Origin of the sequence: Pseudomonas sp. BIGb0164 (genome assembly GCF_024810135.1) — a bacterium.
In the GTDB taxonomy this organism is placed as follows: Bacteria; Pseudomonadota; Gammaproteobacteria; order Pseudomonadales; family Pseudomonadaceae; genus Aquipseudomonas.
This window is the reverse complement of record NZ_JANUEA010000010.1, coordinates 236251-256677: the sequence shown is the minus strand read 5'-3', so window position 1 is coordinate 256677 and position 20427 is coordinate 236251. Positions and strand designations below refer to the sequence as shown.

The window sequence follows — 20427 nt, the reverse complement described above, 5'->3', positions numbered from 1 at the left end:
GCTTAGCGGTCCACGTCGGCCATAACGAAATCGATACTACCCAGGTACGCAATCAAGTCCGCGACCATCTCGCCTTTGATCACCGAAGGGATCTGCTGCAAGTGGGCGAAGCTTGGGGTACGGATCCGGGTGCGGTAGCTCATGGTGCCGCCATCGCTCGTCAGGTAATAACTGTTGATACCCTTGGTCGCTTCGATCATCTGGAAGGATTCGTTGGCCGGCATGACCGGGCCCCACGAAACCTGCAGGAAGTGCGTGATCAGGGTTTCGATGTGCTGCAGCGTGCGCTCTTTCGGCGGCGGCGTGGTCAGCGGGTGATCCGCCTTGTACGGACCGGCCGGCATGTTGCGCATGCACTGCTCGATGATCTTCAGGCTCTGGCGCATTTCTTCGACGCGCACGATGCAACGGTCGTAGGCGTCGCCATTGGCCGCCAGCGGGACTTCGAACTCGAAGTTCTCGTAGCCGGAATACGGGCGCGCTTTACGCAGGTCGAAATCGCAGCCGGTGGAACGCAGGCCCGCACCGGTGACGCCCCATTCCAGGGCCTCTTTGGTGTTGTACTGGGCGACGCCGATGGTGCGACCTTTAAGGATGCTGTTATCCAGCGCGGCCTTCTGGTATTCGTCCAGACGCTTGGGCATCCACTCGACGAACTCCTTGACCAGGCGCTCCCAGCCATTTGGCAGGTCGTGGGCGACGCCGCCGATGCGGTACCAGGCCGGGTGCAGGCGGAAACCGGTGATGGCTTCGATGACCTTGTAGGCGCGCTGACGGTCGGTGAAGGTGAAGAACACCGGGGTCATGGCGCCGACGTCCTGGATATAGGTACCCAGGAACAGCAGGTGGCTGGTGATCCGGAAGAACTCGGCCATCATGATGCGGATGGTGTCGACGCGGTCTGGCACCTTGATGCCGGCCAGCTTCTCGACCGAGAGCACGTACGGCAGGTTGTTCATCACGCCGCCGAGGTAGTCGATACGGTCGGTGTACGGGATGAAGCTGTGCCAGGACTGACGCTCGGCCATCTTCTCGGCACCACGGTGGTGGTAGCCGATGTCCGGTACGCAGTCGACGATTTCTTCGCCATCCAGTTGCAGGATGATACGGAAGGCACCGTGAGCCGAAGGGTGGTTCGGGCCCAGGTTGAGGAACATGTAGTCCTCGTTGGTGCCAGAGCGTTTCATGCCCCAGTCTTCCGGGCGGAAGCGCGCTGCCTCCTCTTCAAGCTGCTGCTTGGCGAGGTTGAGGCTGAACGGATCGAATTCGGTGGCGCGGGCAGGGAAGTCCTTGCGCAGCGGGTGACCTTCCCAGGTCGGCGGCATCATGATGCGCGACAGGTGCGGGTGGCCCGGGAAGTCGATGCCGAACATGTCCCACACTTCACGCTCGTACCAGCTGGCGTTCGGCCAGATACCGGTCACGGTCGGGATGCTCAAGTCGCTCTCAGACAGGGCGACCTTGATCATCACGTCGCTGTTACGTTCCAGCGACATCAGGTGGTAGAACACGGTGAAGTCGGCGCCGCTTGGCAGCCCTTGACGCTTGGTGCGCAGACGCTCGTCCACGCCATGCAGGTCATAGAGCATGACGTACGGCTTGGGCAGGTTGCGCAGGAAGGTCAGGACTTCGACGAGCTTGGCGCGCGCCACCCACAGCACCGGCATGCCGGTGCGCGTGGCCTGGGCGGTGAAGGCGTCAGGGCCAAAACGGTTATTGAGTTCGACGACCACATCCTGGTCGTCTGCCTTATAAGGCGGGATGTACAGAGCACTGCCTGTAGTCATGGTTTTTTTATCGCTTTCGGTCAACGTAAAGAATGAAGCCAGGTGTTCGTTCTATAAAAGAAGCGGGCTGGATCAGACTTCGTCAGGGCTGCGCAGGTTGGTGACTGCGATTCGCTGTTCGCGGCGCTCTTCCTTTTGCGAAGGCATCTCGGCGCGATACACGCCTTGATCACCAACGACCCAGGAAAGCGGGCGACGCTCTTTGCCAATCGATTCCTGCAGCAGCATCAAGCCTTGCAGGAACGCTTCAGGGCGAGGCGGGCAGCCAGGCACGTAGACGTCCACGGGCAGGAACTTGTCCACCCCTTGAACGACGGAGTAGATGTCGTACATGCCACCGGAGTTGGCGCACGAACCCATGGAGATAACCCACTTCGGCTCGAGCATTTGCTCGTAGAGACGCTGAATGATCGGCGCCATCTTGATGAAGCAGGTTCCGGCGATAACCATGAAATCCGCCTGGCGCGGCGAGGCCCGGATAACTTCGGCGCCAAAGCGCGCGATGTCGTGGGGCGCCGTGAAGGCGGTGGTCATTTCCACGTAGCAGCACGACAGACCGAAGTTGTACGGCCACAGGGAGTTTTTACGCCCCCAGTTGACCGCGCCACTCAGCACGTCTTCGAGCTTGCCCATGTAGATGTTTTTGTGGACTTGGTCTTCTAACGGGTCGGAAACGGTTTCCCGTTCGCCGATGGGGTACTGCTCGTTAGGAGCATCCGGGTCGATCCTGGTGAGATTGTATTGCATCGCCAAAGCCTCATTGTTTCAGCTTCGCTTGCCGCTTACGACGAGCTTCCGGAGCCCAATCAAGGGCACCCACTCGGAATAGGTAGACAAGGCCTGCCAACAGAATTGCTATGAAAACGAGGGCTTCGACGAATCCGGTCCAGCCGCTTTCGCGGACGGACACAGACCAGGCAAAGAGAAAGAGGGCTTCGATATCGAAGATCACGAACAGCATCGCGACCAGATAGAATTTGGCTGAGAGCCGCAAGCGGGCGCCACCTGTAGGCAGCATGCCGGACTCGAACGGTTCATTTTTGCTGCGGCCCCAGGCTTTTGACCCGAGGAGGCTGGAGACACCGAGCATGAAGGCGCAGAGGCCGACAACACCGAGGAGGAAAATGGCAAAGCCCCAGTTGTGGGCCATGAGTCCTGTCGCTTCGGTCATGCTGGAAATCCTTAACAGAGAGCAAAGGTCTCTGAGCTCGAAAAAGTAACGATGCAGTGACGATATGTCGCACTGCAATCAATCGCGGTGATTTTATGGCTAAACACCGGGCAAGTAAAATTCCTATAGCGAAATTATTCGATGGAATAAGGACATAGTGCACCTTTGTGGGGCTGCAGCCCTTGTGCTGTGGGCATTAGCGGGCTTTTGAACAATTAAGTTTTGTTTGTCTGGTAACGAAGCTTTCATGCGCTAAATGATAATGAATATTGTTTGCGTGGGGTTTAAGCGAATGTTTCGCGTGTGGCGGGGGAAGTTGCCGTTACTTGCTTGATTGTCGCTTAGTTGTTGGGGTGGATCTTTTAACCGATCTGATCCTTGGGAATACCGCTCTGGATCAATGTTTTGCGCAAAATTCTGAGGTTGCACACATTCCCCTTGTGGGAGTCGCGAAAGCGGTGTACTAGTCGCTGATGGGCTGATTGACCTACCGCATTCGCGAGCAAGCCCGCTCCCACATTTTGATCTTCATTGTGTCAGGAGGCTTTCCATCGGGCAAAAAAACGCCCCGAACCAGTCGGGGCGTGATTGCTGCGCGGCACTGCGGTTAGGTCTTCCGTGGGGCCGCAGTGGCCGTGTACTCGCTGCTGCTTAGTGGAACTGTTCTTCTTCGGTCGAACCGGTCAGCGCGGTCACGGACGAGGTGCCACCCTGGATCACGGTGGTCATGTCGTCGAAGTAGCCAGTGCCCACTTCCTGCTGGTGCGCCACGAAGGTGTAGCCCTTGGCGGCGTCAGCGAATTCCTGCTCCTGCAGCTTCACGTAGGCGGTCATGTCATTGCGGGCGTAGTCGTGCGCCAGGTTGAACATGCTGTGCCACATGTTGTGAATGCCGGCCAGGGTGATGAACTGGTGCTTGTAGCCCATGGCGGACAGTTCGCGCTGAAACTTGGCGATGGTCGCGTCGTCCAGGTTCTTCTTCCAGTTGAAAGAAGGCGAGCAGTTGTAGGACAGCAGTTGGTCCGGGTATTCCTTCTTGATCGCTTCGGCAAAGCGACGGGCTTCGTCCAGGTCCGGCTTGGCGGTTTCGCACCAGATCAGGTCGGCGTACGGTGCGTAGGCCAGGCCGCGAGCGATGGCCTGGTCGAGGCCGGCGCGTACCTTGTAGAACCCTTCCTGGGTGCGCTCGCCGGTCACGAACGGCTTGTCATACGGGTCGCAGTCCGAGGTCAGCAGGTCTGCTGCGTTGGCGTCGGTACGGGCCAGGATGATGGTCGGCGTACCGGCAACGTCAGCGGCCAGGCGGGCAGCGGTCAGCTTCTGTACGGCTTCCTGGGTGGGTACCAGTACCTTGCCGCCCATGTGGCCGCATTTTTTCACGGAGGCCAACTGGTCTTCGAAGTGCACGCCGGCAGCGCCAGCCTCGATCATGCTCTTCATCAGCTCGTAGGCGTTCAGCACGCCGCCGAAACCCGCTTCAGCGTCAGCCACGATCGGTGCGAAGTAGTCGATGTAGCCTTCGTCGCCTGGGTTCTTGCCGGCTTTCCACTGGATCTGGTCGGCACGGCGGAACGAGTTGTTGATGCGCTTGACCACGGTCGGCACCGAGTCCACCGGGTACAGCGATTGGTCGGGGTACATGGATTCAGCGGAGTTGTTGTCCGCTGCCACTTGCCAGCCGGACAGGTAGATCGCCTGGATACCGGCTTTCACCTGTTGCACTGCCTGGCCGCCAGTAAGGGCGCCCATGCAGTTGACGAAATCTTTGTCGGGACGGAAGGAAGGCTTGGCACCTTGGGTTACCAGGTTCCACAGCTTCTCGGCGCCGAGTTTTGCAAAGGTGTGCTCAGGTTGAACCGAGCCACGCAGGCGGACGACGTCAGCAGCGGAATAAGCGCGGGTCACGCCTTTCCAGCGTGGGTTTTCAGCCCAGTCTTTTTCAAGGGCTGCAATTTGCTGTTCGCGTGTCAGTGCCATGGAGATAAACCTCGTCGCGTTTAGAAGATCCGTTTTCCAGCCGTGCATTCAATGCGTGGGCAGGGCTGCTCGCTGACCAGAAGCTTAGGCGGTCATGTCGGGTCTGGCGGGGAAGGCGACGGGATGAACGTGGTGCTCAAGGGGGAGTTGAGCAGGTAAGGGCAAACTGCGGACAGTCTTCGGGCGTCGTGGGCCTTTGTACGTTCCATCAGTGTGTAGCCGGGTTACCTGGTTAGCTTCCGTCCCTCGGGACAACTTCGTTCCAGTCGCAACCAAAGTCAAACACGCCTTGTGGGCGGTACAGACACGAATCGGCTCGGGTGGGTAGCTTGGAGCGGCGATCCGAAGGCCCTTGCCAGGGCCCCTGATTAGCGGGAGCGAGGCCATCATGCACAGGCTTTTTTGTATCGTCAAATGTTTTGTAGTGCTTTTTTTAAAGCACTACATCTTTAGTCTAAGACGACTCATCGGTCAGTTTTTGGTGCTTCAGTTCAGGGTGTCGACCTTGACCCGCAAAGTCAGGTCATCTCGGCCCTGAGTAGAGTAGCTGCGGGTTGTAGAGGATTTGTCGGCCTGGGTCTCGCGATTGATGCCGGCCAGGGTGATCCACTCGCCCAGGCGACCGCTGACAGTTGTGTCGGTGCTTTGCACGTTCACTACATCGGGACGTTCCTGGCTCATGCGGTCACGGTTAGTGCTGATGGCCAGGTGAACGGTCTCGCCGGTGACGCTTGCCGTCACGTAGAAGCCCTGGGTGACGTTGCGATACTGGGTCTGGTTCTGCGGGCGGCCGTAGGCGTCCGGCTGGGTGGTGGTGAGTGGCACGCTCTGCCCAACCTGGATCAGCGCAGGCACGCCTTCGCTGGCCTGGATCTGCTGGATACCACCGTCACGGCTGGCAGTGCCATAGCTGATGATGCGGGTCTGGCTATCACCGGTGTTCTGCTGGTTGTTCTCGTTGGTGTCGACGGTGATCAGCAGGCGCTTGGCCGGTGTGTCCAGTTGGGTGAGCAGGGCGCGCAGGTCCTGGATCTTGCCGGGGTCGGCCTTGACGATAAGCTGGTTGCCGTAGGCGCTGACGGTGCCGTCCTTGCCGATGAAGTTTTGTGCCACCGGGAGCAGGTCGGCACTGGTGCGGTTGCTCAGTTTGACGACTTCAGTGTCGGCCACGGCGGCGAAGCTGGCGGTCAGGAGGAGGGCGGTGAGCAGGGTGCGTAGGGACATGTCCGTTATCTCTGCGAGTCATTTAGGCGGGATAGTGCCAGTTTGTCGGCCTGGTGGGTCGCAAATTGAATCGTAGACGGCAAAATGCCCTGGCATGGCAGGGCATTTGTGTTGGTGCGGAAATAGCCTTCGCGAACGAGACAGCTCAGTCCTCGCGCACCATATCGACATGCGGAATCCCGACCTCAAGAAACTCATCACTGACGATCTTGAAACCCAAGCGCTCATAAAACGGCGCCGCATACACCTGCGCACTGAGGAACTGCTTGGTCTGGCCACGTTTCTGGGCCACGCCAATCACCGCATCCATCAGCTTGTCGCCCACGTTCAGGCCGCGCCAGTCCTTGAGGACCGATACCCGACCAATCTCGCCCGTAGGCAGCAGGCGCGCAGTGCCGATAGGAAAGTCGCCTTCAAATGCGAGGAAATGCACCGCGCCTGCGTCTTCCGAATCCCACTCCAGCTCCGGTGGAACCGATTGCTCCGCGATAAACACCGCTTCACGAATGCGCCGTATCTCGGCGATATCCTTTTGCCAGTCCGCGACACTTACGTGAATCTTATTCATCGGCAAATCCCAGGCTTCCTTGCTTGACCAGTTCGCACAGCAGGTCACGGCCGTCTTCGTCCGCCAGCCACGAGCCGAGGTTCTCGGCGTGCAGGGCGTCGGCGGAGCAGATCAGTTTCAGCAGCTCGCGCAGCTTGCCCGGCAGGTAACGGCTCTGGCCGCTGGCGAACAGCAGCACGTCGTCGTCCACTTCCGACCAGGCGAGGCGCGCGCTCGGGTTGCGCACCAGGATCGCGCCATCTTGCAGGGCGTTGATGAAGTCTTCTTCGCCCAATTCTTCGCCGGCCACCAATTCAGGATAGCGCGGTTCGGTCATGAACTGGCCGAACCAGGTCAGCAGCATGCGCTCGTCGCTCATGTGCTCGGCCAACAGGCTCTTGAGGCGGTCCAGGGCATCGCCCTGGATCTGGTGCGGGTCGCTGGCCGGCTGTGCGTCGGCGTCGGTGTAGCGCTCTTCGTCAGTCAGGTACTGGCTGAGGAAGTCGGTGAAGTGGGTCAGCACTTCAGCCGCGCTCGGTGCACGAAAGCCGACGGAATAGGTCATGCAGTCATCTTCGGCGATGCCGAAATGCGCCAGGCGTGGCGGCAGGTACAGCATGTCGCCCGGTTCCAGCACCCATTCGGCGCTTTCTTCGAATTCGGCGAGGATGCGCAGGTCAGCGTGCTGCAGCAGCGGGCTTTCGGAGTTGCACATCTGGCCGATCTTCCAGTTGCGCTTGCCCTGGGCTTGCAGCAGGAACACGTCGTAGTTGTCGAAGTGCGGGCCGACGCTGCCGCCAGGTGCGGCAAAGCTGATCATCACATCGTCGATGCGCCAGCTTGGCAGGAAGCGGAACTGCTCCAGCAGCTCGGCCACTTCCGGCACGAACTGGTCGACGGCCTGCACCAGCAGGGTCCACTCGCGTTCCGGCAGGGTGCTGAACGTGTCTTCAGCGAAGGGGCCGCGACGCAGTTCCCACGGGCGCTCGCCGTGCTCGATCACCAGGCGCGATTCGACTTCTTCTTCCAGGGCCAGGCCGGCCAGTTCGTCGGCGTCGATCGGGCTTTCGAAATCAGGGATGGCCTGGCGGATCAGCAGCGGTTTTTTCTGCCAGTAGTCGCGCAGGAATTCCCGTGCCGTGATGCCGCCCAGAAGTTGAAGAGGGATATCAGGATTCATGTGTAACCTATTGAAAGAAAGCACTTTTCAGACTGGAATAAAAACGCCCGGCGCGGCCGGGCGTCTCAAAGGGTCTTGCGAAGATCAGATGCGCTTGGCTTGCGCTACAGCGTTGCCGATGTAGTTGGCCGGGGTGAGCAGTTTCAGCTCTGCCTTGGCTGCAGCTGGCATGTCCAGGCCGTCGATGAAAGTTTGCAGCGCTTCAGGGCTGATGCCCTTGCCGCGCGTCAACTCTTTCAGTTTTTCGTACGGGTTTTCGATGTTGTAGCGGCGCATCACGGTCTGGATCGGCTCGGCGAGGACTTCCCAGCAGGCGTCCAGGTCAGCGGCGATCTTCTGCTCGTTGAGTTCCAGCTTGCTGATGCCTTTGAGGCTGGCCTCGTACGCGATCACGCTGTGCGCGAAGCCCACGCCGAGGTTGCGCAGTACGGTGGAGTCGGTCAGGTCGCGCTGCCAGCGGGAGATCGGCAACTTGCTGGCCAGGTGCTGGAACAGCGCGTTGGCGATGCCGAGGTTGCCTTCGGAGTTTTCGAAGTCGATCGGGTTGACCTTGTGCGGCATGGTCGACGAACCGATTTCGCCGGCAATGGTGCGCTGCTTGAAGTAGCCCAGGGAGATGTAGCCCCAGATATCGCGATCGAAGTCGATCAGGATGGTGTTGAAGCGCGCAATGGCGTCGAACAGCTCGGCAATGTAGTCGTGGGGTTCGATCTGCGTGGTGTACGGGTTGAAGCCCAGGCCCAGCTCGTCTTCGATGAAGGCGCGGGCATTGGCTTCCCAGTCGATCTCGGGGTAGGCCGACAGGTGGGCGTTGTAGTTGCCCACGGCGCCGTTGATCTTGCCCAGCAGCGGTACGGCCGCGACTTGAGCGATCTGGCGCTCCAGGCGGTACACCACATTGGCCAGTTCTTTACCCAGGGTGGTCGGCGAGGCCGGCTGGCCGTGGGTGCGCGACAGCATTGGCACGTCGGCGAAACGGATGGCCAGTTCGCGGATGGCGTTGGCGGTCTGGCGCATCAGTGGCAGCATCACGTCATCACGGCCTTCGCGCAGCATCAGGGCGTGGGACAGGTTGTTGATGTCCTCGCTGGTGCAGGCAAAGTGGATGAACTCGCTGACCTGGGCCAGTTCCGGCAGCTTGGCCGCTTGCTCTTTGAGCAGGTATTCGATGGCTTTTACGTCGTGGTTGGTGGTGCGCTCGATCTCTTTCACACGCTCGGCGTGCTCCAGGGAGAAGTTTTCCGCCAGGGTGTTGAGCACAGCGTTGGCTTCGGCGGAGAACGCCGGCACTTCGCTGATGGCGGGGTGAGCGGCCAGGCGCTGGAGCCAGCGCACTTCAACCAGAACACGAGCACGGATCAAGCCGTATTCGCTGAAAATAGGGCGCAGGGCCTGGGTTTTGCCGGCGTAGCGGCCGTCAACAGGGGAAACCGCAGTGAGCGAAGAGAGCTGCATGGGGTGTTCTCGGACAGTCGGGCAACGAAATGGGGCGCGTATCATACATGAAAAAATCCGCCGGTCCGTCGCCAACTGACCGGCGTATTACGCGTGAGGCTATAAAAAAACGGGTCGCTGCGACTTATTCGTTGCGCATCAACGGGTAAAGCTCTTTGAGCAATTTGCGCCGGCTGATCACCAGTTGCCAACGATGACCGCCCAACTGGCGCCACAACCGCGCCGAACGAATACCGGCCAGGAGCAGGGCGCGGATTTTCGAGGCGTTGTTCGGTTGCTGCAGGTTGCGCATGTCGCCGTGCACCTGGATGCGTTGGCGCAAGGTGCTCAAGGTGTCCTGGTACAGCGCACCACAGGCCGCGATCACGTTTTCGTGGGCGGGGCCGAAGTGTTCCACTTGGGACTGGATCTGCGGCAGGCGTTTGCCGATGGTTTCGAGCATGTCCTCGCGCTTGGCCAGTTGGCGTTCGAGGCCGAGCATCGACAACGCATAGCGCAACGGTTCGCGCTGCAGGGTGCTCGGGTCGCGCTCCAGGGCGCCGATCAGCGCGCGGTAGCCTTCACGCAGCGTCAGATCATCACCGCCATAGACTTCCAGGGTGTCCTTGGGGTCGCGGATCAGCAGGCTGCCGAGCATGCAGGTCAGGCCGGCTTCGGTGACCTGGCCGGTCTTGGCAATCTTGTCCACCAGCACCGCGGCGAGGAATACCCCGCCCAATGCCGTCAATTGCTCCTGGGTCGGGCTCATGCCGATGCGCTCCAGGCTTCGGCCACTTCAATCACGCCGCCGCCCAGGCAGATTTCGCCGTCGTAGAACACCACGGACTGGCCAGGCGTGACCGCGCGTTGCGGGTCATCAAAGGTGGCGCGGTAACCGGTGGCGGTTTTTTCCAGGGTGCAGGGCTGGTCGCTCTGGCGATAACGCACCTTGGCGGTCAGACGGCGCGGGGTGCTCAGGTCGATCGGGTTGACCCAATAGATCTCCGAGGCGAGCAGGGCGCCCGAGAACAACAGCGGATGCTCGTTGCCTTGGCCGACGATCAGCACGTTGTTTTCCAGGTCCTTGACCAGCACATACCACGGCTCTTCACCGGCATCTTTCAAGCCGCCGATGCCCAGGCCCTGGCGCTGGCCGATGGTGTGGTACATCAGGCCATGGTGACGGCCGATGACGTCGCCTTCGGTGGTCTTGATTTCGCCCGGTTGCGCTGGCAGGTACTGCTTGAGGAAGTCGCTGAAGCGGCGCTCACCGATAAAGCAGATGCCGGTGGAGTCCTTCTTCTTTGCGGTGGCCAGGCCGTGTTTCTCGGCGATCTTGCGCACTTCGGGTTTTTCCAGCTCGCCCACTGGGAACAGGGTCTTGGCGATCTGTTCACCGCCGACGGCGTGCAGGAAGTAGCTCTGGTCCTTGTTCGGGTCCAGGCCCTTGAGCAGTTCGGTGCGGCCATCGATGTCGCGGCGACGCACGTAATGGCCAGTGGCGATCAAGTCGGCGCCGAGCATCATGGCGTAGTCGAGGAACGCCTTGAACTTGATTTCACGGTTGCACAGGATGTCCGGGTTCGGCGTGCGGCCGGCCTTGTATTCGGCCAGGAAGTGCTCGAACACGTTGTCCCAGTACTCGGCGGCGAAGTTGGCGGTGTGCAGCTTGATGCCAATCTTGTCGCACACGGCCTGGGCGTCTGCCAGGTCGTCCATGGCGGTGCAATATTCCGTTCCATCGTCTTCTTCCCAGTTCTTCATGAACAGGCCTTCCACCTCATAGCCCTGCTCCATGAGCAGAACGGCGGAAACGGAAGAGTCCACGCCACCGGACATGCCGACGATGACGCGCTTCTTTTGTGTGTCAGAAGGGGCTGGATCACGCATAGGGTTTCAACGGGTGTCTTGAAAAAGGACGCGATTCTATCAGGCTCAGGCCTTCAAGGCTAAAGAGAAGGGCGGATCAATTCGAGACTGTGGCGCTGCCCGGCCAGATAATCGTCGATGCAGCGGATGATCAGCTCGCTGCGCCAGTCGTCGCGCACGGCCATCAGCTCGTCACGGGTCAGCCAGCGGGCGCGCAGGATGCCTTCGTCGAGCTGATAGTCCGGGTGGTGTTTCAGCGCCTTGGCGATGAAGCAGACCCGTTGGTAGGTCACGCCATTGCTCGGGGCCGTGTACAGGTAGATGCCGACGATGCCGGTGGCTTCCACGTCCCAGCCGGTTTCTTCGAGGGTTTCGCGCACGGCGGCTTCTGTCAGGGTTTCGTGCGGGTCGAGGTGGCCGGCGGGCTGGTTGAGCACGGCGCGGCCGCCCTTGAGTTCTTCGACCATCAGGAAGCGGCCGTTGTCTTCGACAATGGTGGCGACGGTGATGTGGGGTTGCCAGGTCATGGTTGCCTCAATGTGTAGTGACTGAAGAAACTCGATCGGTGTGGGAGCTGGCTTGCCTGCGATAGCGGTGGGTCAGCTGCTGCTGTGTTAACTGAAAGACTGCTATCGCAGGCAAGCCAGCTCCCACATTTGATTGGGTTTGTTCAGTGAGAACGGGGTGTAAATAAAAACCCCGGCACGGGGCCGGGGCTTCTTTGCATCCTTACAACCTTACTTCAACTTGGCAATGGCCGCGTTGAGGGTGTTGCTTGGGCGCATGGCTTTGCTGGTCAGCTCTGGGTTCGGCGCGTAGTAGCCGCCGATGTCCACTGGCTTGCCCTGTACGGCGTTGAGTTCGGCAACGATGGTCGCTTCGTTCTCGGTCAGGGTCTTGGCCAGTTCGCCGAACTGCGCTTGCAGTGCAGTGTCTTCGGTCTGGGCAGCCAGGGCTTGTGCCCAGTACAGCGCCAGGTAGAAGTGGCTGCCGCGGTTGTCGATGTTGCCGACTTTACGCGATGGCGACTTGTTGTTGTCCAGGAACAGGCCAGTGGCCTGGTCCAGGGTCTTGGACAGTACCAGGGCTTTCGGGTTGTTGTAGTTCACACCCAAATGCTCGAGGGATGCGGCCAGGGCCAGGAACTCACCCAGGGAATCCCAGCGCAGGAAGTTCTCTTCCACCAGTTGCTGTACGTGTTTCGGCGCCGAACCACCGGCGCCGGTTTCGAACAGGCCACCGCCGTTCATCAGCGGCACGATGGACAGCATCTTGGCGCTGGTGCCCAGCTCCATGATCGGGAACAGGTCGGTCAGGTAGTCACGCAGCACGTTACCGGTCACCGAGATGGTGTCCAGGCCCTTGCGGGTGCGCTCCAGGGTGAACTTCATCGCGTCGACTGGCGACATGATGCGGATGTCCAGGCCTTCGGTGTTGTGGTCTTTCAGGTAAGCCTGAACTTTCTCGACCACCACGCCGTCGTGTGCACGCTTAGGGTCCAGCCAGAAGATGGCCGGGGTGTTGCTGGCGCGAGCGCGGTTGACGGCCAGTTTGACCCAGTCCTGGATCGGCGCGTCTTTGGTCTGGCACATGCGGAAGATGTCGCCGGCTTCAACAGCCTGTTCCATCAGCAGGGTGCCCTTGCTGTCGGTGACGCGGACAACGCCGTCAGCCTTGATCTGGAAGGTCTTGTCGTGGGAGCCGTACTCTTCGGCTTTCTTCGCCATCAGGCCAACGTTTGGCACGCTGCCCATGGTGGTTGGGTCGAAGGCGCCATTGGCCTTGCAGTCTTCGATGACCGCCTGGTAGATGGTGGCGTAGCAGCGATCCGGAATCACAGCCTTGGTGTCGTGCAGCTGGCCGTCGGTGCCCCACATTTTACCGGAGTCACGGATCATGGCTGGCATCGAGGCGTCGACGATGACGTCGCTCGGCACGTGCAGGTTGGTGATGCCTTTGTCGGAGTTGACCATCGCCAGGGATGGGCGAGCAGCATAGACCGCCTGGATGTCGGCTTCGATCTGCGCTTGTTGCTCGGCCGGCAGGGCCTTGATGCGTGCGTACAGGTCGCCGATGCCGTTGTTCAGGTTGAAGCCGATCTGCTCCAGCACGGCAGCGTGCTTGGTCAGGGCATCTTTGTAGAATTCGGCAACGATCTGGCCAAACATGATCGGGTCGGAGACCTTCATCATGGTGGCTTTCAGGTGAACCGACAGCAGAACGCCTTGTTGCTTGGCGTCTTCGATTTCAGCGGCGATGAAGCTGCGCAGGGCTTTCTTGCTCAGCACGGCAGTGTCGATGATCTCGCCAGCTTGTACCGAGGTCTTTTCTTTCAGGACGGTTGCGGTGCCGTCTTGAGCGATCAGCTCGATTTTGACAGCGTCAGCGGCTTCGATCTGTACGGCTTTTTCGCTGCCGTAGAAGTCGCCGTTGTTCATGTGCGCGATGTGCGACTTGGAGTCAGCAGCCCAGGCGCCCATCTTGTGCGGGTGCTTGCGTGCGTAATTCTTGACCGACAGCGGTGCACGGCGGTCGGAGTTGCCTTCGCGCAGGACCGGGTTCACGGCGCTGCCCTTGACCTTGTCGTAACGTGCACGGGTTTCTTTTTCCGCGTCGGTGGTTACGGTTTCCGGGTAGTCCGGCAGGGCGTAGCCCAGGGCCTGCAGTTCCTTGATCGCCGCTTGCAGCTGTGGGGTCGAGGCACTGATGTTAGGCAGCTTGATGATGTTGGCTTCAGGCGTAACGGCCAGGTCGCCCAGTTCGGCGAGGTGGTCCGGGATGGCCTTGGCGCCCAGTTGCTCGGGGAAGCTTGCGAGGATGCGCCCGGCGAGGGAGATGTCGCGGGTTTCCACGGCAATATCAGCGGAAGCGGTGAAGGCCTCTACGATAGGCAGCAGTGAATAGGTGGCGAGGGCTGGGGCTTCGTCGGTGAAGGTGTAGATGATCTTCGAGCGGGTGGGCATATTCGGATTAACTCTCTTCTTTGCTGAAAGCGTGCGCAGAAACTCGAGATGCGCCGGGTGGAGCGCGTTCGTTCAAAGTCATCCATGAGCGAAATGTCGAGGTTTCTTCGCGGTGATGTTGGGTTGCATCAGTCGAGCGTCAAGCGGGTGGACTATTGTTTAGTCCGGCTTTTCTGGCGGAGGGCACTGTTATAGAGCGGTCGGCCGTCGTGACTCTTTGGTCAGCGGCGGCATTATACATAGGTCGCTATGCTTACGCCGAGCCTTCATACAAAAGGTGTGTCGTCCATTGGTCTAAAGGTCGCAGGGGCCGGGTTGCGCCAGAAGCCGCACGTTGTGCTCAAGATTGGCACTTTTCCCGTTTCTTTCAGGCTTGTAGGCCACTAAATGTGCTGTTTTCGATGCAAATGAGCATGGCGCGAGGTTTCAGTCGCCATTTATCTGGAGTAGGCTCGAACGCAGCCAGATGTTCAATCCATAGATGGAGTTCAGCATGGGATACAAGAAGATTCAGGTTCCGGCAGTCGGCGACAAAATCACCGTCAATGCAGACCATTCTCTCAATGTTCCTAATAACCCGATCATCCCTTATATAGAAGGTGACGGTATTGGCGTCGACATCAGCCCGGTGATGATCAAGGTGGTCGATGCAGCTGTTGAAAAGGCCTACGGCGGCAAGCGCAAGATCTCCTGGATGGAGGTGTATGCCGGCGAAAAGGCGACTCAAGTCTACGACCAGGACACCTGGCTGCCTCAGGAAACCCTGGATGCGGTCAAGGATTACGTGGTTTCCATTAAAGGCCCGCTGACCACGCCGGTGGGTGGCGGCATCCGTTCGCTGAACGTGGCCCTGCGCCAGCAGCTCGATCTTTATGTATGCCTGCGCCCCGTGCGCTGGTTTGAAGGTGTGCCAAGCCCGGTCAAGAAGCCCGGCGATGTGGACATGACCATCTTTCGTGAAAACTCCGAAGATATTTACGCCGGCATCGAGTGGAAGGCTGGCTCGCCGGAAGCGATCAAGGTCATCAAGTTTCTTAAGGAAGAAATGGGCGTTACCAAGATCCGTTTCGACCAGGATTGCGGGATTGGCGTGAAGCCGGTCTCCAAGGAAGGCACCAAGCGCCTGGCGCGCAAAGCCCTGCAATATGTGGTGGATAATGACCGCGACTCGCTGACCATCGTGCACAAGGGCAACATCATGAAGTTCACCGAGGGGGCCTTCAAGGAGTGGGCCTATGAAGTGGCGGCTGAAGAGTTTGGTGCGACGCTGCTGGATGGCGGCCCGTGGATGCAGTTCAAGAGCCCGAAGACCGGCAAGCATGTGGTGGTCAAGGACGCCATTGCCGACGCCATGCTCCAGCAGATCCTGCTGCGCCCGGCTGAGTATGACGTGATCGCGACCCTCAACCTCAATGGTGACTACCTGTCCGACGCGCTGGCGGCGGAGGTGGGTGGGATTGGTATTGCGCCGGGGGCCAACCTCTCCGACACCGTGGCCATGTTCGAAGCCACCCACGGTACGGCGCCCAAGTATGCGGGTAAGGACCAGGTGAACCCCGGCTCGCTGATCCTGTCGGCGGAAATGATGCTGCGCCACATGGGCTGGACCGAGGCAGCCGACCTGATTATCAAGGGCACCAATGGCGCGATTTCGGCCAAGACTGTGACCTATGACTTCGAGCGCTTGATGGAGGGCGCCAAGCTGGTGTCATCGTCGGGCTTTGGTGATGCGCTGATTTCGCACATGTAAGCGGCTGGGCATAAAAAGCCGGCCATACCGTCGAAGCGGAATGGCCGGTTTTTTATTGGGCGCTTGCTCAGTGGCCAATCAGGCCAATTCGTTTTCTGATTTTCGAGCAGTGCCGTTAGTTGCTGTGTCGTTGGTGCCTGGCACACTGATATTCACTGCGTGCATACCTTTGGGTCCCTGAAGAATGTCAAAGGAGACCGGCTGCCCCGCCTTCAGTGTTTTGTAGCCTTCCATGTTAATCGCTGAGTAATGCGCAAAAAGGTCTTCGTCCTTGCCGTCTTCAATGATGAAGCCGTAACCCTTGGTATTGTTGAACCACTTGACCTTACCGCTAGTCATGCCCATATCCCTCTGCACCAGACTCCATCACTGGAGTATCATCCAGTTTATCCGTCCTAACCCGAATAAATAAGGTTGACTGCGCGGACCTTTTTTACCCACTGTGGGTTCTATTGGTTGTAACACCGTTTCGCCGATAGTCAAGGCGACCAGCCGGTCGGAGTTGAAATTCTGACAGGTCGCCCCCACCACTGTATTTGAACCACTGACGAACCTTTCTTTCCATGCATGCAAACAGCCAGATTCGACTAACATTCAATCAGGATCGCCCGGATCAGGAACATGACGACGACGGTTCTGCAGGCATTGCTGTTCAGGAGGCCAAGCCCGCCCTGCAGGCTCCGCCGATGTACAAGGTGGTTTTGTTCAATGATGACTACACACCGATGGATTTCGTCGTCGAAGTGCTCGAGGTGTTTTTTAACCTGAACCGCGAGTTGGCGACCAAGGTAATGCTGGCCGTTCACACAGAAGGACGGGCAGTATGTGGAGTGTTTACCCGCGACATCGCCGAGACAAAGGCCATGCAGGTCAACCAGTACGCCAGGGAAAGCCAGCATCCGCTACTCTGTGAAATCGAGAAGGACGGTTAACGCCGACCACTTGGGTATGAGGTGAAGCTATGTTAAACCGCGAGCTCGAAGTCACCCTCAATCTTGCCTTCAAGGAGGCCCGTTCGAAACGTCATGAATTCATGACCGTCGAACACCTGCTGTTGGCACTTTTGGATAACGAAGCTGCCGCCACCGTCTTGCGTGCGTGCGGCGCCAACCTCGACAAACTCAAGCATGACCTGCAGGAGTTTATCGACTCCACAACGCCACTGATCCCCGTTCATGATGAAGACCGTGAGACCCAGCCGACCCTGGGCTTCCAGCGGGTGCTTCAGCGTGCCGTGTTCCATGTGCAGAGCTCCGGCAAGCGAGAAGTCACAGGCGCCAACGTGCTTGTGGCGATCTTCAGCGAACAGGAAAGCCAGGCAGTGTTCCTGCTCAAGCAGCAGAGCGTTGCCCGTATCGATGTCGTCAACTACATCGCCCACGGTATCTCCAAGGTGCCCGGGCACGGCGATCATTCCGAGGGTGAGCAGGATATGCAGGACGACGAGGGCGGTGAGTCTTCTTCTTCGGGCAATCCACTGGATGCCTATGCCAGCAACCTCAATGAACTGGCGCGCCAGGGGCGGATCGATCCGCTGGTGGGGCGTGAGAATGAGGTTGAGCGTGTAGCGCAGATCCTCGCGCGTCGTCGCAAGAACAACCCGTTGCTGGTGGGTGAGGCAGGCGTGGGCAAGACCGCGATTGCCGAAGGCCTGGCCAAGCGCATTGTCGACAACCAGGTGCCAGACCTGCTGGCCAACAGTGTCGTCTATTCCCTGGACCTGGGCGCGTTGCTCGCCGGGACTAAGTACCGTGGCGACTTCGAGAAGCGCTTCAAGGCGCTGCTCGGCGAGCTGAAAAAACGCCCGCAGGCGATCCTGTTCATCGACGAAATCCACACCATCATTGGTGCCGGTGCGGCGTCCGGTGGGGTGATGGACGCCTCCAACCTGCTCAAGCCGCTGTTGTCGTCGGGTGATATCCGCTGCATCGGCTCGACCACGTTCCAGGAATTCCGTGGCATCTTCGAAAAAGACCGGGCACTGGCGCGTCGCTTCCAGAAAGTCGACGTGTCCGAGCCTTCGGTTGAAGACACCATCGGCATTCTGCGCGGGCTCAAGGGGCGCTTCGAGGCGCACCACGGCATCGAGTACACCGATGAAGCCCTGCGCTCGGCGGCTGAGCTGGCGTCGCGCTACATCAATGATCGACACATGCCGGACAAGGCCATCGACGTGATCGACGAGGCGGGTGCCTACCAGCGCCTGCAACCGGTCGAGAAGCGTGTGAAACGCATCGACGTGCCTCAGGTCGAGGACATTGTGGCGAAGATCGCGCGGATTCCGCCAAAACACGTCACCAGTTCCGACAAAGAGCTGCTGCGTAACCTCGAGCGCGACCTGAAACTGACCGTTTTTGGCCAGGATGCGGCGATCGACTCGTTGTCCACCGCGATCAAGCTGTCCCGTGCGGGCCTCAAGTCGCCGGACAAGCCAGTGGGTTCGTTCCTGTTCGCAGGCCCGACGGGCGTCGGCAAGACCGAGGCGGCGCGGCAATTGGCGAAGGCCATGGGGATCGAGCTGGTACGTTTCGACATGTCCGAATACATGGAGCGTCACACTGTGTCGCGCCTGATCGGTGCGCCTCCGGGCTATGTCGGTTTCGACCAGGGCGGCCTTTTGACCGAGGCCATCACCAAGCAACCGCATTGCGTGTTGCTGCTCGATGAAATCGAGAAGGCTCACCCGGAAGTCTTCAACCTGCTGCTGCAGGTGATGGACCACGGGACCCTGACCGACAACAACGGGCGCAAAGCGGACTTCCGCAACGTGATCGTGATCATGACCACCAACGCCGGTGCCGAAACGGCCGCGCGGGCTTCGATTGGCTTCAGCCATCAGGATCACTCCTCCGATGCCATGGAAGTGATCAAGAAGAGCTTCACGCCGGAGTTCCGCAACCGTCTGGACACCATTATCCAGTTTGGTCGCCTCAGCCATGAGGTCATCAAAAGCGTGGTGGACAAGTTCCTTACCGAGCTTCAGGCGCAGTTGGAAGACAAGCGCGTGCAGCTGGAAGTCACGGACGCGGCACGCAGCTGGCTGGCCGAAGGTGGTTACGATGCGGCAATGGGCGCTCGCCCGATGGCGCGTCTGATCCAGGACAAGATCAAGCGGCCATTGGCCGAAGAGATCCTGTTCGGCGAGTTGTCCGACCATGGCGGCGTGGTGCACATCGACCTGAAGGACGGCGAGCTGACCTTCGAGTTCGAAACCACGGCTGAAATGGCCTGATAGCTGACTGCAATAAAGCAAAAGGCGCCGAAAGGCGCCTTTTTGCTGTGTGTAATGAGGTTGGCCGCTATCGCATGATCACTGAAGATCCACTGTGGGAGCTGGCTTGTCTGCGATAGCGGCGGCCCAACTCGCCTATGTGTGACTGATCCACCGCCATCGCAGGCAAGCCAGCTCCCACAGGAGAATGGTGGTGATGGTTAAATAGCGCACACACAAAAACGCCCGGCATAACCGGGCGTTTTGTATTGACTTGCTTAGCGAGCGCGGTAAGTGATGCGCCCTTTGCTCAAGTCATAGGGCGTCAGCTCGACGCGCACTTTGTCACCGGTAAGAATACGAATGTAGTTCTTGCGCATCTTGCCGGAGATATGCGCGGTTACGACGTGCCCATTTTCCAACTCCACACGAAACATGGTGTTGGGCAGGGTGTCGACGACAGTGCCTTCCATTTCGAAGCTGTCTTCTTTCGACATGCAGTAAAGCCCTCGGTATCCAGTGAATGGCCCGGTGCAACTGCGCCAGGCAAAAGCGGCGTGCATTGTGCCCGAAAAAGGGTGTTTAAGCCAAGGGGTTCTAGTTAAGCACGACCCATCTTTGATTAATCAGCAGTTCAATGGGCCGATATTGGGTCTTGTAGTTCATCTTTTTGCAGTTTTTGATCCAGTAGCCCAGGTACACCGCTTCCAGTTCCAGGCGCAGGGCTTCGCCGATTTGCCATAGGATGGCAAAGCGCCCGAGGCTGCGGCGCTCTTCGGCGGGTTCATAGAAGGTATAAACCGCCGAAAGGCCGTTGGGCAGCAAGTCGGTGACCGCGACGGCCAGCAGGCGGCCGTTGAGGCGAAACTCATAAAATCGCGAAAACGGCAGGTCGCGCACCAGAAACGTCGAAAACTGATCGCGGCTTGGCGGAAACATATCGCCGTCGGCATGGCGTTGTTCGATGTAGCGCTGGTAAAGGTCGAAATATTCTTCGCTGAACCGAGGTTTGGTGGCGGTGACCGTCAGGTCGGCGTTGCGCTTGAGGATGCGCTTCTGATTGCGGTCCGGCAGGAATTGCGCCACCGGAATGCGCGCCGGTACGCAGGCGTTGCAATTCTGGCAGTGAGGACGGTACAGGTGATCGCCGCTGCGCCGGAAGCCCATCTCGGAAAGGTCGGCATACACATGCACGTCCATCGGCTGGCTGGGATCGAGGAACAGCGTCGTGGCCTGCTCGTCGGGCAGATAGCTGCAAGAGTGGGCTTGAGTGGCATAGAACTTCAACCGCGCCAGCTCGGTCATGATCAACCC

General features: G+C 59.3%; 18 protein-coding genes. 3 read left to right on the top strand and 15 right to left on the bottom strand.

The genetic code is table 11. The annotated features are described in order from the left end of the window. Nucleotides 1–2: 2 nt before the first annotated feature. The 12 genes from nuoC to M2394_RS25140 all read right to left on the bottom strand — a co-directional run bounded on the left by nuoC (nt 3) and on the right by M2394_RS25140 (nt 14152). The gene (gene nuoC, locus M2394_RS25195) at nt 3–1787 is read right to left on the bottom strand and encodes an NADH-quinone oxidoreductase subunit C/D (RefSeq protein ID WP_259174993.1); all 1785 of its coding nucleotides are present in this window, start codon (nt 1785–1787) and stop codon (nt 3–5) included. 72 nt (nt 1788–1859) lie between these two features. After that, complete coding sequence (locus M2394_RS25190; protein ID WP_016969249.1) at nt 1860–2534, bottom strand: NADH-quinone oxidoreductase subunit B family protein; 675 nt, start codon at nt 2532–2534, stop codon at nt 1860–1862. 10 nt (nt 2535–2544) lie between these two features. Then, nucleotides 2545–2958, bottom strand: a complete 414-nt coding sequence (locus M2394_RS25185; RefSeq protein ID WP_003219575.1) for an NADH-quinone oxidoreductase subunit A — start codon at nt 2956–2958, stop codon at nt 2545–2547. A 651-nt stretch (nt 2959–3609) separates the two neighbouring features. Continuing rightward, complete coding sequence (aceA, locus tag M2394_RS25180) at nt 3610–4935, bottom strand: isocitrate lyase (RefSeq protein ID WP_016969250.1); 1326 nt, start codon at nt 4933–4935, stop codon at nt 3610–3612. Nucleotides 4936–5421: 486 nt separating this feature from the next. Continuing rightward, the gene (locus M2394_RS25175; RefSeq protein WP_259174991.1) at nt 5422–6159 is read right to left on the bottom strand and encodes a secretin N-terminal domain-containing protein; all 738 of its coding nucleotides are present in this window, start codon (nt 6157–6159) and stop codon (nt 5422–5424) included. A 145-nt stretch (nt 6160–6304) separates the two neighbouring features. Then, on the bottom strand, nt 6305–6727 hold the full coding sequence (locus M2394_RS25170) for a GNAT family N-acetyltransferase (protein ID WP_178918799.1): 423 nt from the start codon (nt 6725–6727) through the stop codon (nt 6305–6307). Continuing rightward, the gene (locus M2394_RS25165; protein WP_178918798.1) at nt 6720–7886 is read right to left on the bottom strand and encodes a cupin domain-containing protein; all 1167 of its coding nucleotides are present in this window, start codon (nt 7884–7886) and stop codon (nt 6720–6722) included. Before M2394_RS25165 ends, M2394_RS25170 begins: the two co-directional genes overlap by 8 nt. Before the next feature lie 84 nt (nt 7887–7970). Beyond that, nucleotides 7971–9341, bottom strand: a complete 1371-nt coding sequence (gene purB, locus M2394_RS25160; RefSeq protein WP_034098692.1) for an adenylosuccinate lyase — start codon at nt 9339–9341, stop codon at nt 7971–7973. A 124-nt stretch (nt 9342–9465) separates the two neighbouring features. Continuing rightward, nucleotides 9466–10089, bottom strand: a complete 624-nt coding sequence (gene hflD / locus M2394_RS25155) for a high frequency lysogenization protein HflD (protein WP_094950626.1) — start codon at nt 10087–10089, stop codon at nt 9466–9468. Further along, the gene (gene mnmA / locus M2394_RS25150; RefSeq protein WP_259174988.1) at nt 10086–11210 is read right to left on the bottom strand and encodes a tRNA 2-thiouridine(34) synthase MnmA; all 1125 of its coding nucleotides are present in this window, start codon (nt 11208–11210) and stop codon (nt 10086–10088) included. Before mnmA ends, hflD begins: the two co-directional genes overlap by 4 nt. Nucleotides 11211–11269: 59 nt before the next feature. After that, entirely contained in the window at nt 11270–11716 is a 447-nt protein-coding gene (locus M2394_RS25145; RefSeq protein WP_259174987.1) for an NUDIX hydrolase, read from the bottom strand. A 210-nt stretch (nt 11717–11926) separates the two neighbouring features. Further along, nucleotides 11927–14152, bottom strand: a complete 2226-nt coding sequence (locus tag M2394_RS25140; RefSeq protein WP_259174986.1) for an NADP-dependent isocitrate dehydrogenase — start codon at nt 14150–14152, stop codon at nt 11927–11929. Nucleotides 14153–14645: 493 nt separating this feature from the next. Here M2394_RS25140 and icd point away from each other — a divergent pair, with 493 nt between their 5' ends. Then, nucleotides 14646–15902, top strand: coding sequence for an NADP-dependent isocitrate dehydrogenase (gene icd / locus M2394_RS25135; protein WP_259174985.1), 1257 nt, complete (start codon nt 14646–14648; stop codon nt 15900–15902). Between the two features lie 78 nt (nt 15903–15980). On the opposite strand, the gene cspD is transcribed toward icd, so the two are convergent. Further along, nucleotides 15981–16241, bottom strand: coding sequence for a cold shock domain-containing protein CspD (gene cspD, locus M2394_RS25130; RefSeq protein WP_405046584.1), 261 nt, complete (start codon nt 16239–16241; stop codon nt 15981–15983). 224 nt (nt 16242–16465) lie between these two features. Between cspD and clpS the strand changes: the two genes are divergently transcribed. Both clpS and clpA read left to right on the top strand, forming a co-directional pair. Continuing rightward, nucleotides 16466–16834, top strand: coding sequence for an ATP-dependent Clp protease adapter ClpS (clpS, locus tag M2394_RS25125; protein ID WP_005789091.1), 369 nt, complete (start codon nt 16466–16468; stop codon nt 16832–16834). 29 nt (nt 16835–16863) lie between these two features. Beyond that, the gene (gene clpA, locus M2394_RS25120; protein WP_176995482.1) at nt 16864–19134 is read left to right on the top strand and encodes an ATP-dependent Clp protease ATP-binding subunit ClpA; all 2271 of its coding nucleotides are present in this window, start codon (nt 16864–16866) and stop codon (nt 19132–19134) included. Nucleotides 19135–19391: 257 nt separating this feature from the next. On the opposite strand, the gene infA is transcribed toward clpA, so the two are convergent. Next, a complete protein-coding gene (gene infA / locus M2394_RS25115) occupies nt 19392–19610 on the bottom strand; it encodes a translation initiation factor IF-1 (protein ID WP_002553999.1) in 219 nt (72 codons plus the stop codon). A gap of 100 nt (nt 19611–19710) precedes the next feature. Next, on the bottom strand, nt 19711–20418 hold the full coding sequence (locus M2394_RS25110; protein ID WP_178918791.1) for an arginyltransferase: 708 nt from the start codon (nt 20416–20418) through the stop codon (nt 19711–19713). Nucleotides 20419–20427: the final 9 nt, after the last annotated feature.

What these genes read in the sequence shown, in the direction of transcription:
- nuoC (WP_259174993.1), bottom strand. Translation starts at nt 1,787, where the DNA reads ATGACTACAGGCAGTGCTCTGTACATCCCGCCTTATAAGGCAGACGAC.
- M2394_RS25190 (WP_016969249.1), bottom strand. Translation starts at nt 2,534, where the DNA reads ATGCAATACAATCTCACCAGGATCGACCCGGATGCTCCTAACGAGCAG.
- M2394_RS25185 (WP_003219575.1), bottom strand. Translation starts at nt 2,958, where the DNA reads ATGACCGAAGCGACAGGACTCATGGCCCACAACTGGGGCTTTGCCATT.
- aceA (WP_016969250.1), bottom strand. Translation starts at nt 4,935, where the DNA reads ATGGCACTGACACGCGAACAGCAAATTGCAGCCCTTGAAAAAGACTGG.
- M2394_RS25175 (WP_259174991.1), bottom strand. Translation starts at nt 6,159, where the DNA reads ATGTCCCTACGCACCCTGCTCACCGCCCTCCTCCTGACCGCCAGCTTC.
- M2394_RS25170 (WP_178918799.1), bottom strand. Translation starts at nt 6,727, where the DNA reads ATGAATAAGATTCACGTAAGTGTCGCGGACTGGCAAAAGGATATCGCC.
- M2394_RS25165 (WP_178918798.1), bottom strand. Translation starts at nt 7,886, where the DNA reads ATGAATCCTGATATCCCTCTTCAACTTCTGGGCGGCATCACGGCACGG.
- purB (WP_034098692.1), bottom strand. Translation starts at nt 9,341, where the DNA reads ATGCAGCTCTCTTCGCTCACTGCGGTTTCCCCTGTTGACGGCCGCTAC.
- hflD (WP_094950626.1), bottom strand. Translation starts at nt 10,089, where the DNA reads ATGAGCCCGACCCAGGAGCAATTGACGGCATTGGGCGGGGTATTCCTC.
- mnmA (WP_259174988.1), bottom strand. Translation starts at nt 11,210, where the DNA reads ATGCGTGATCCAGCCCCTTCTGACACACAAAAGAAGCGCGTCATCGTC.
- M2394_RS25145 (WP_259174987.1), bottom strand. Translation starts at nt 11,716, where the DNA reads ATGACCTGGCAACCCCACATCACCGTCGCCACCATTGTCGAAGACAAC.
- M2394_RS25140 (WP_259174986.1), bottom strand. Translation starts at nt 14,152, where the DNA reads ATGCCCACCCGCTCGAAGATCATCTACACCTTCACCGACGAAGCCCCA.
- icd (WP_259174985.1), top strand. Translation starts at nt 14,646, where the DNA reads ATGGGATACAAGAAGATTCAGGTTCCGGCAGTCGGCGACAAAATCACC.
- cspD (WP_405046584.1), bottom strand. Translation starts at nt 16,241, where the DNA reads ATGACTAGCGGTAAGGTCAAGTGGTTCAACAATACCAAGGGTTACGGC.
- clpS (WP_005789091.1), top strand. Translation starts at nt 16,466, where the DNA reads ATGCATGCAAACAGCCAGATTCGACTAACATTCAATCAGGATCGCCCG.
- clpA (WP_176995482.1), top strand. Translation starts at nt 16,864, where the DNA reads ATGTTAAACCGCGAGCTCGAAGTCACCCTCAATCTTGCCTTCAAGGAG.
- infA (WP_002553999.1), bottom strand. Translation starts at nt 19,610, where the DNA reads ATGTCGAAAGAAGACAGCTTCGAAATGGAAGGCACTGTCGTCGACACC.
- M2394_RS25110 (WP_178918791.1), bottom strand. Translation starts at nt 20,418, where the DNA reads ATGACCGAGCTGGCGCGGTTGAAGTTCTATGCCACTCAAGCCCACTCT.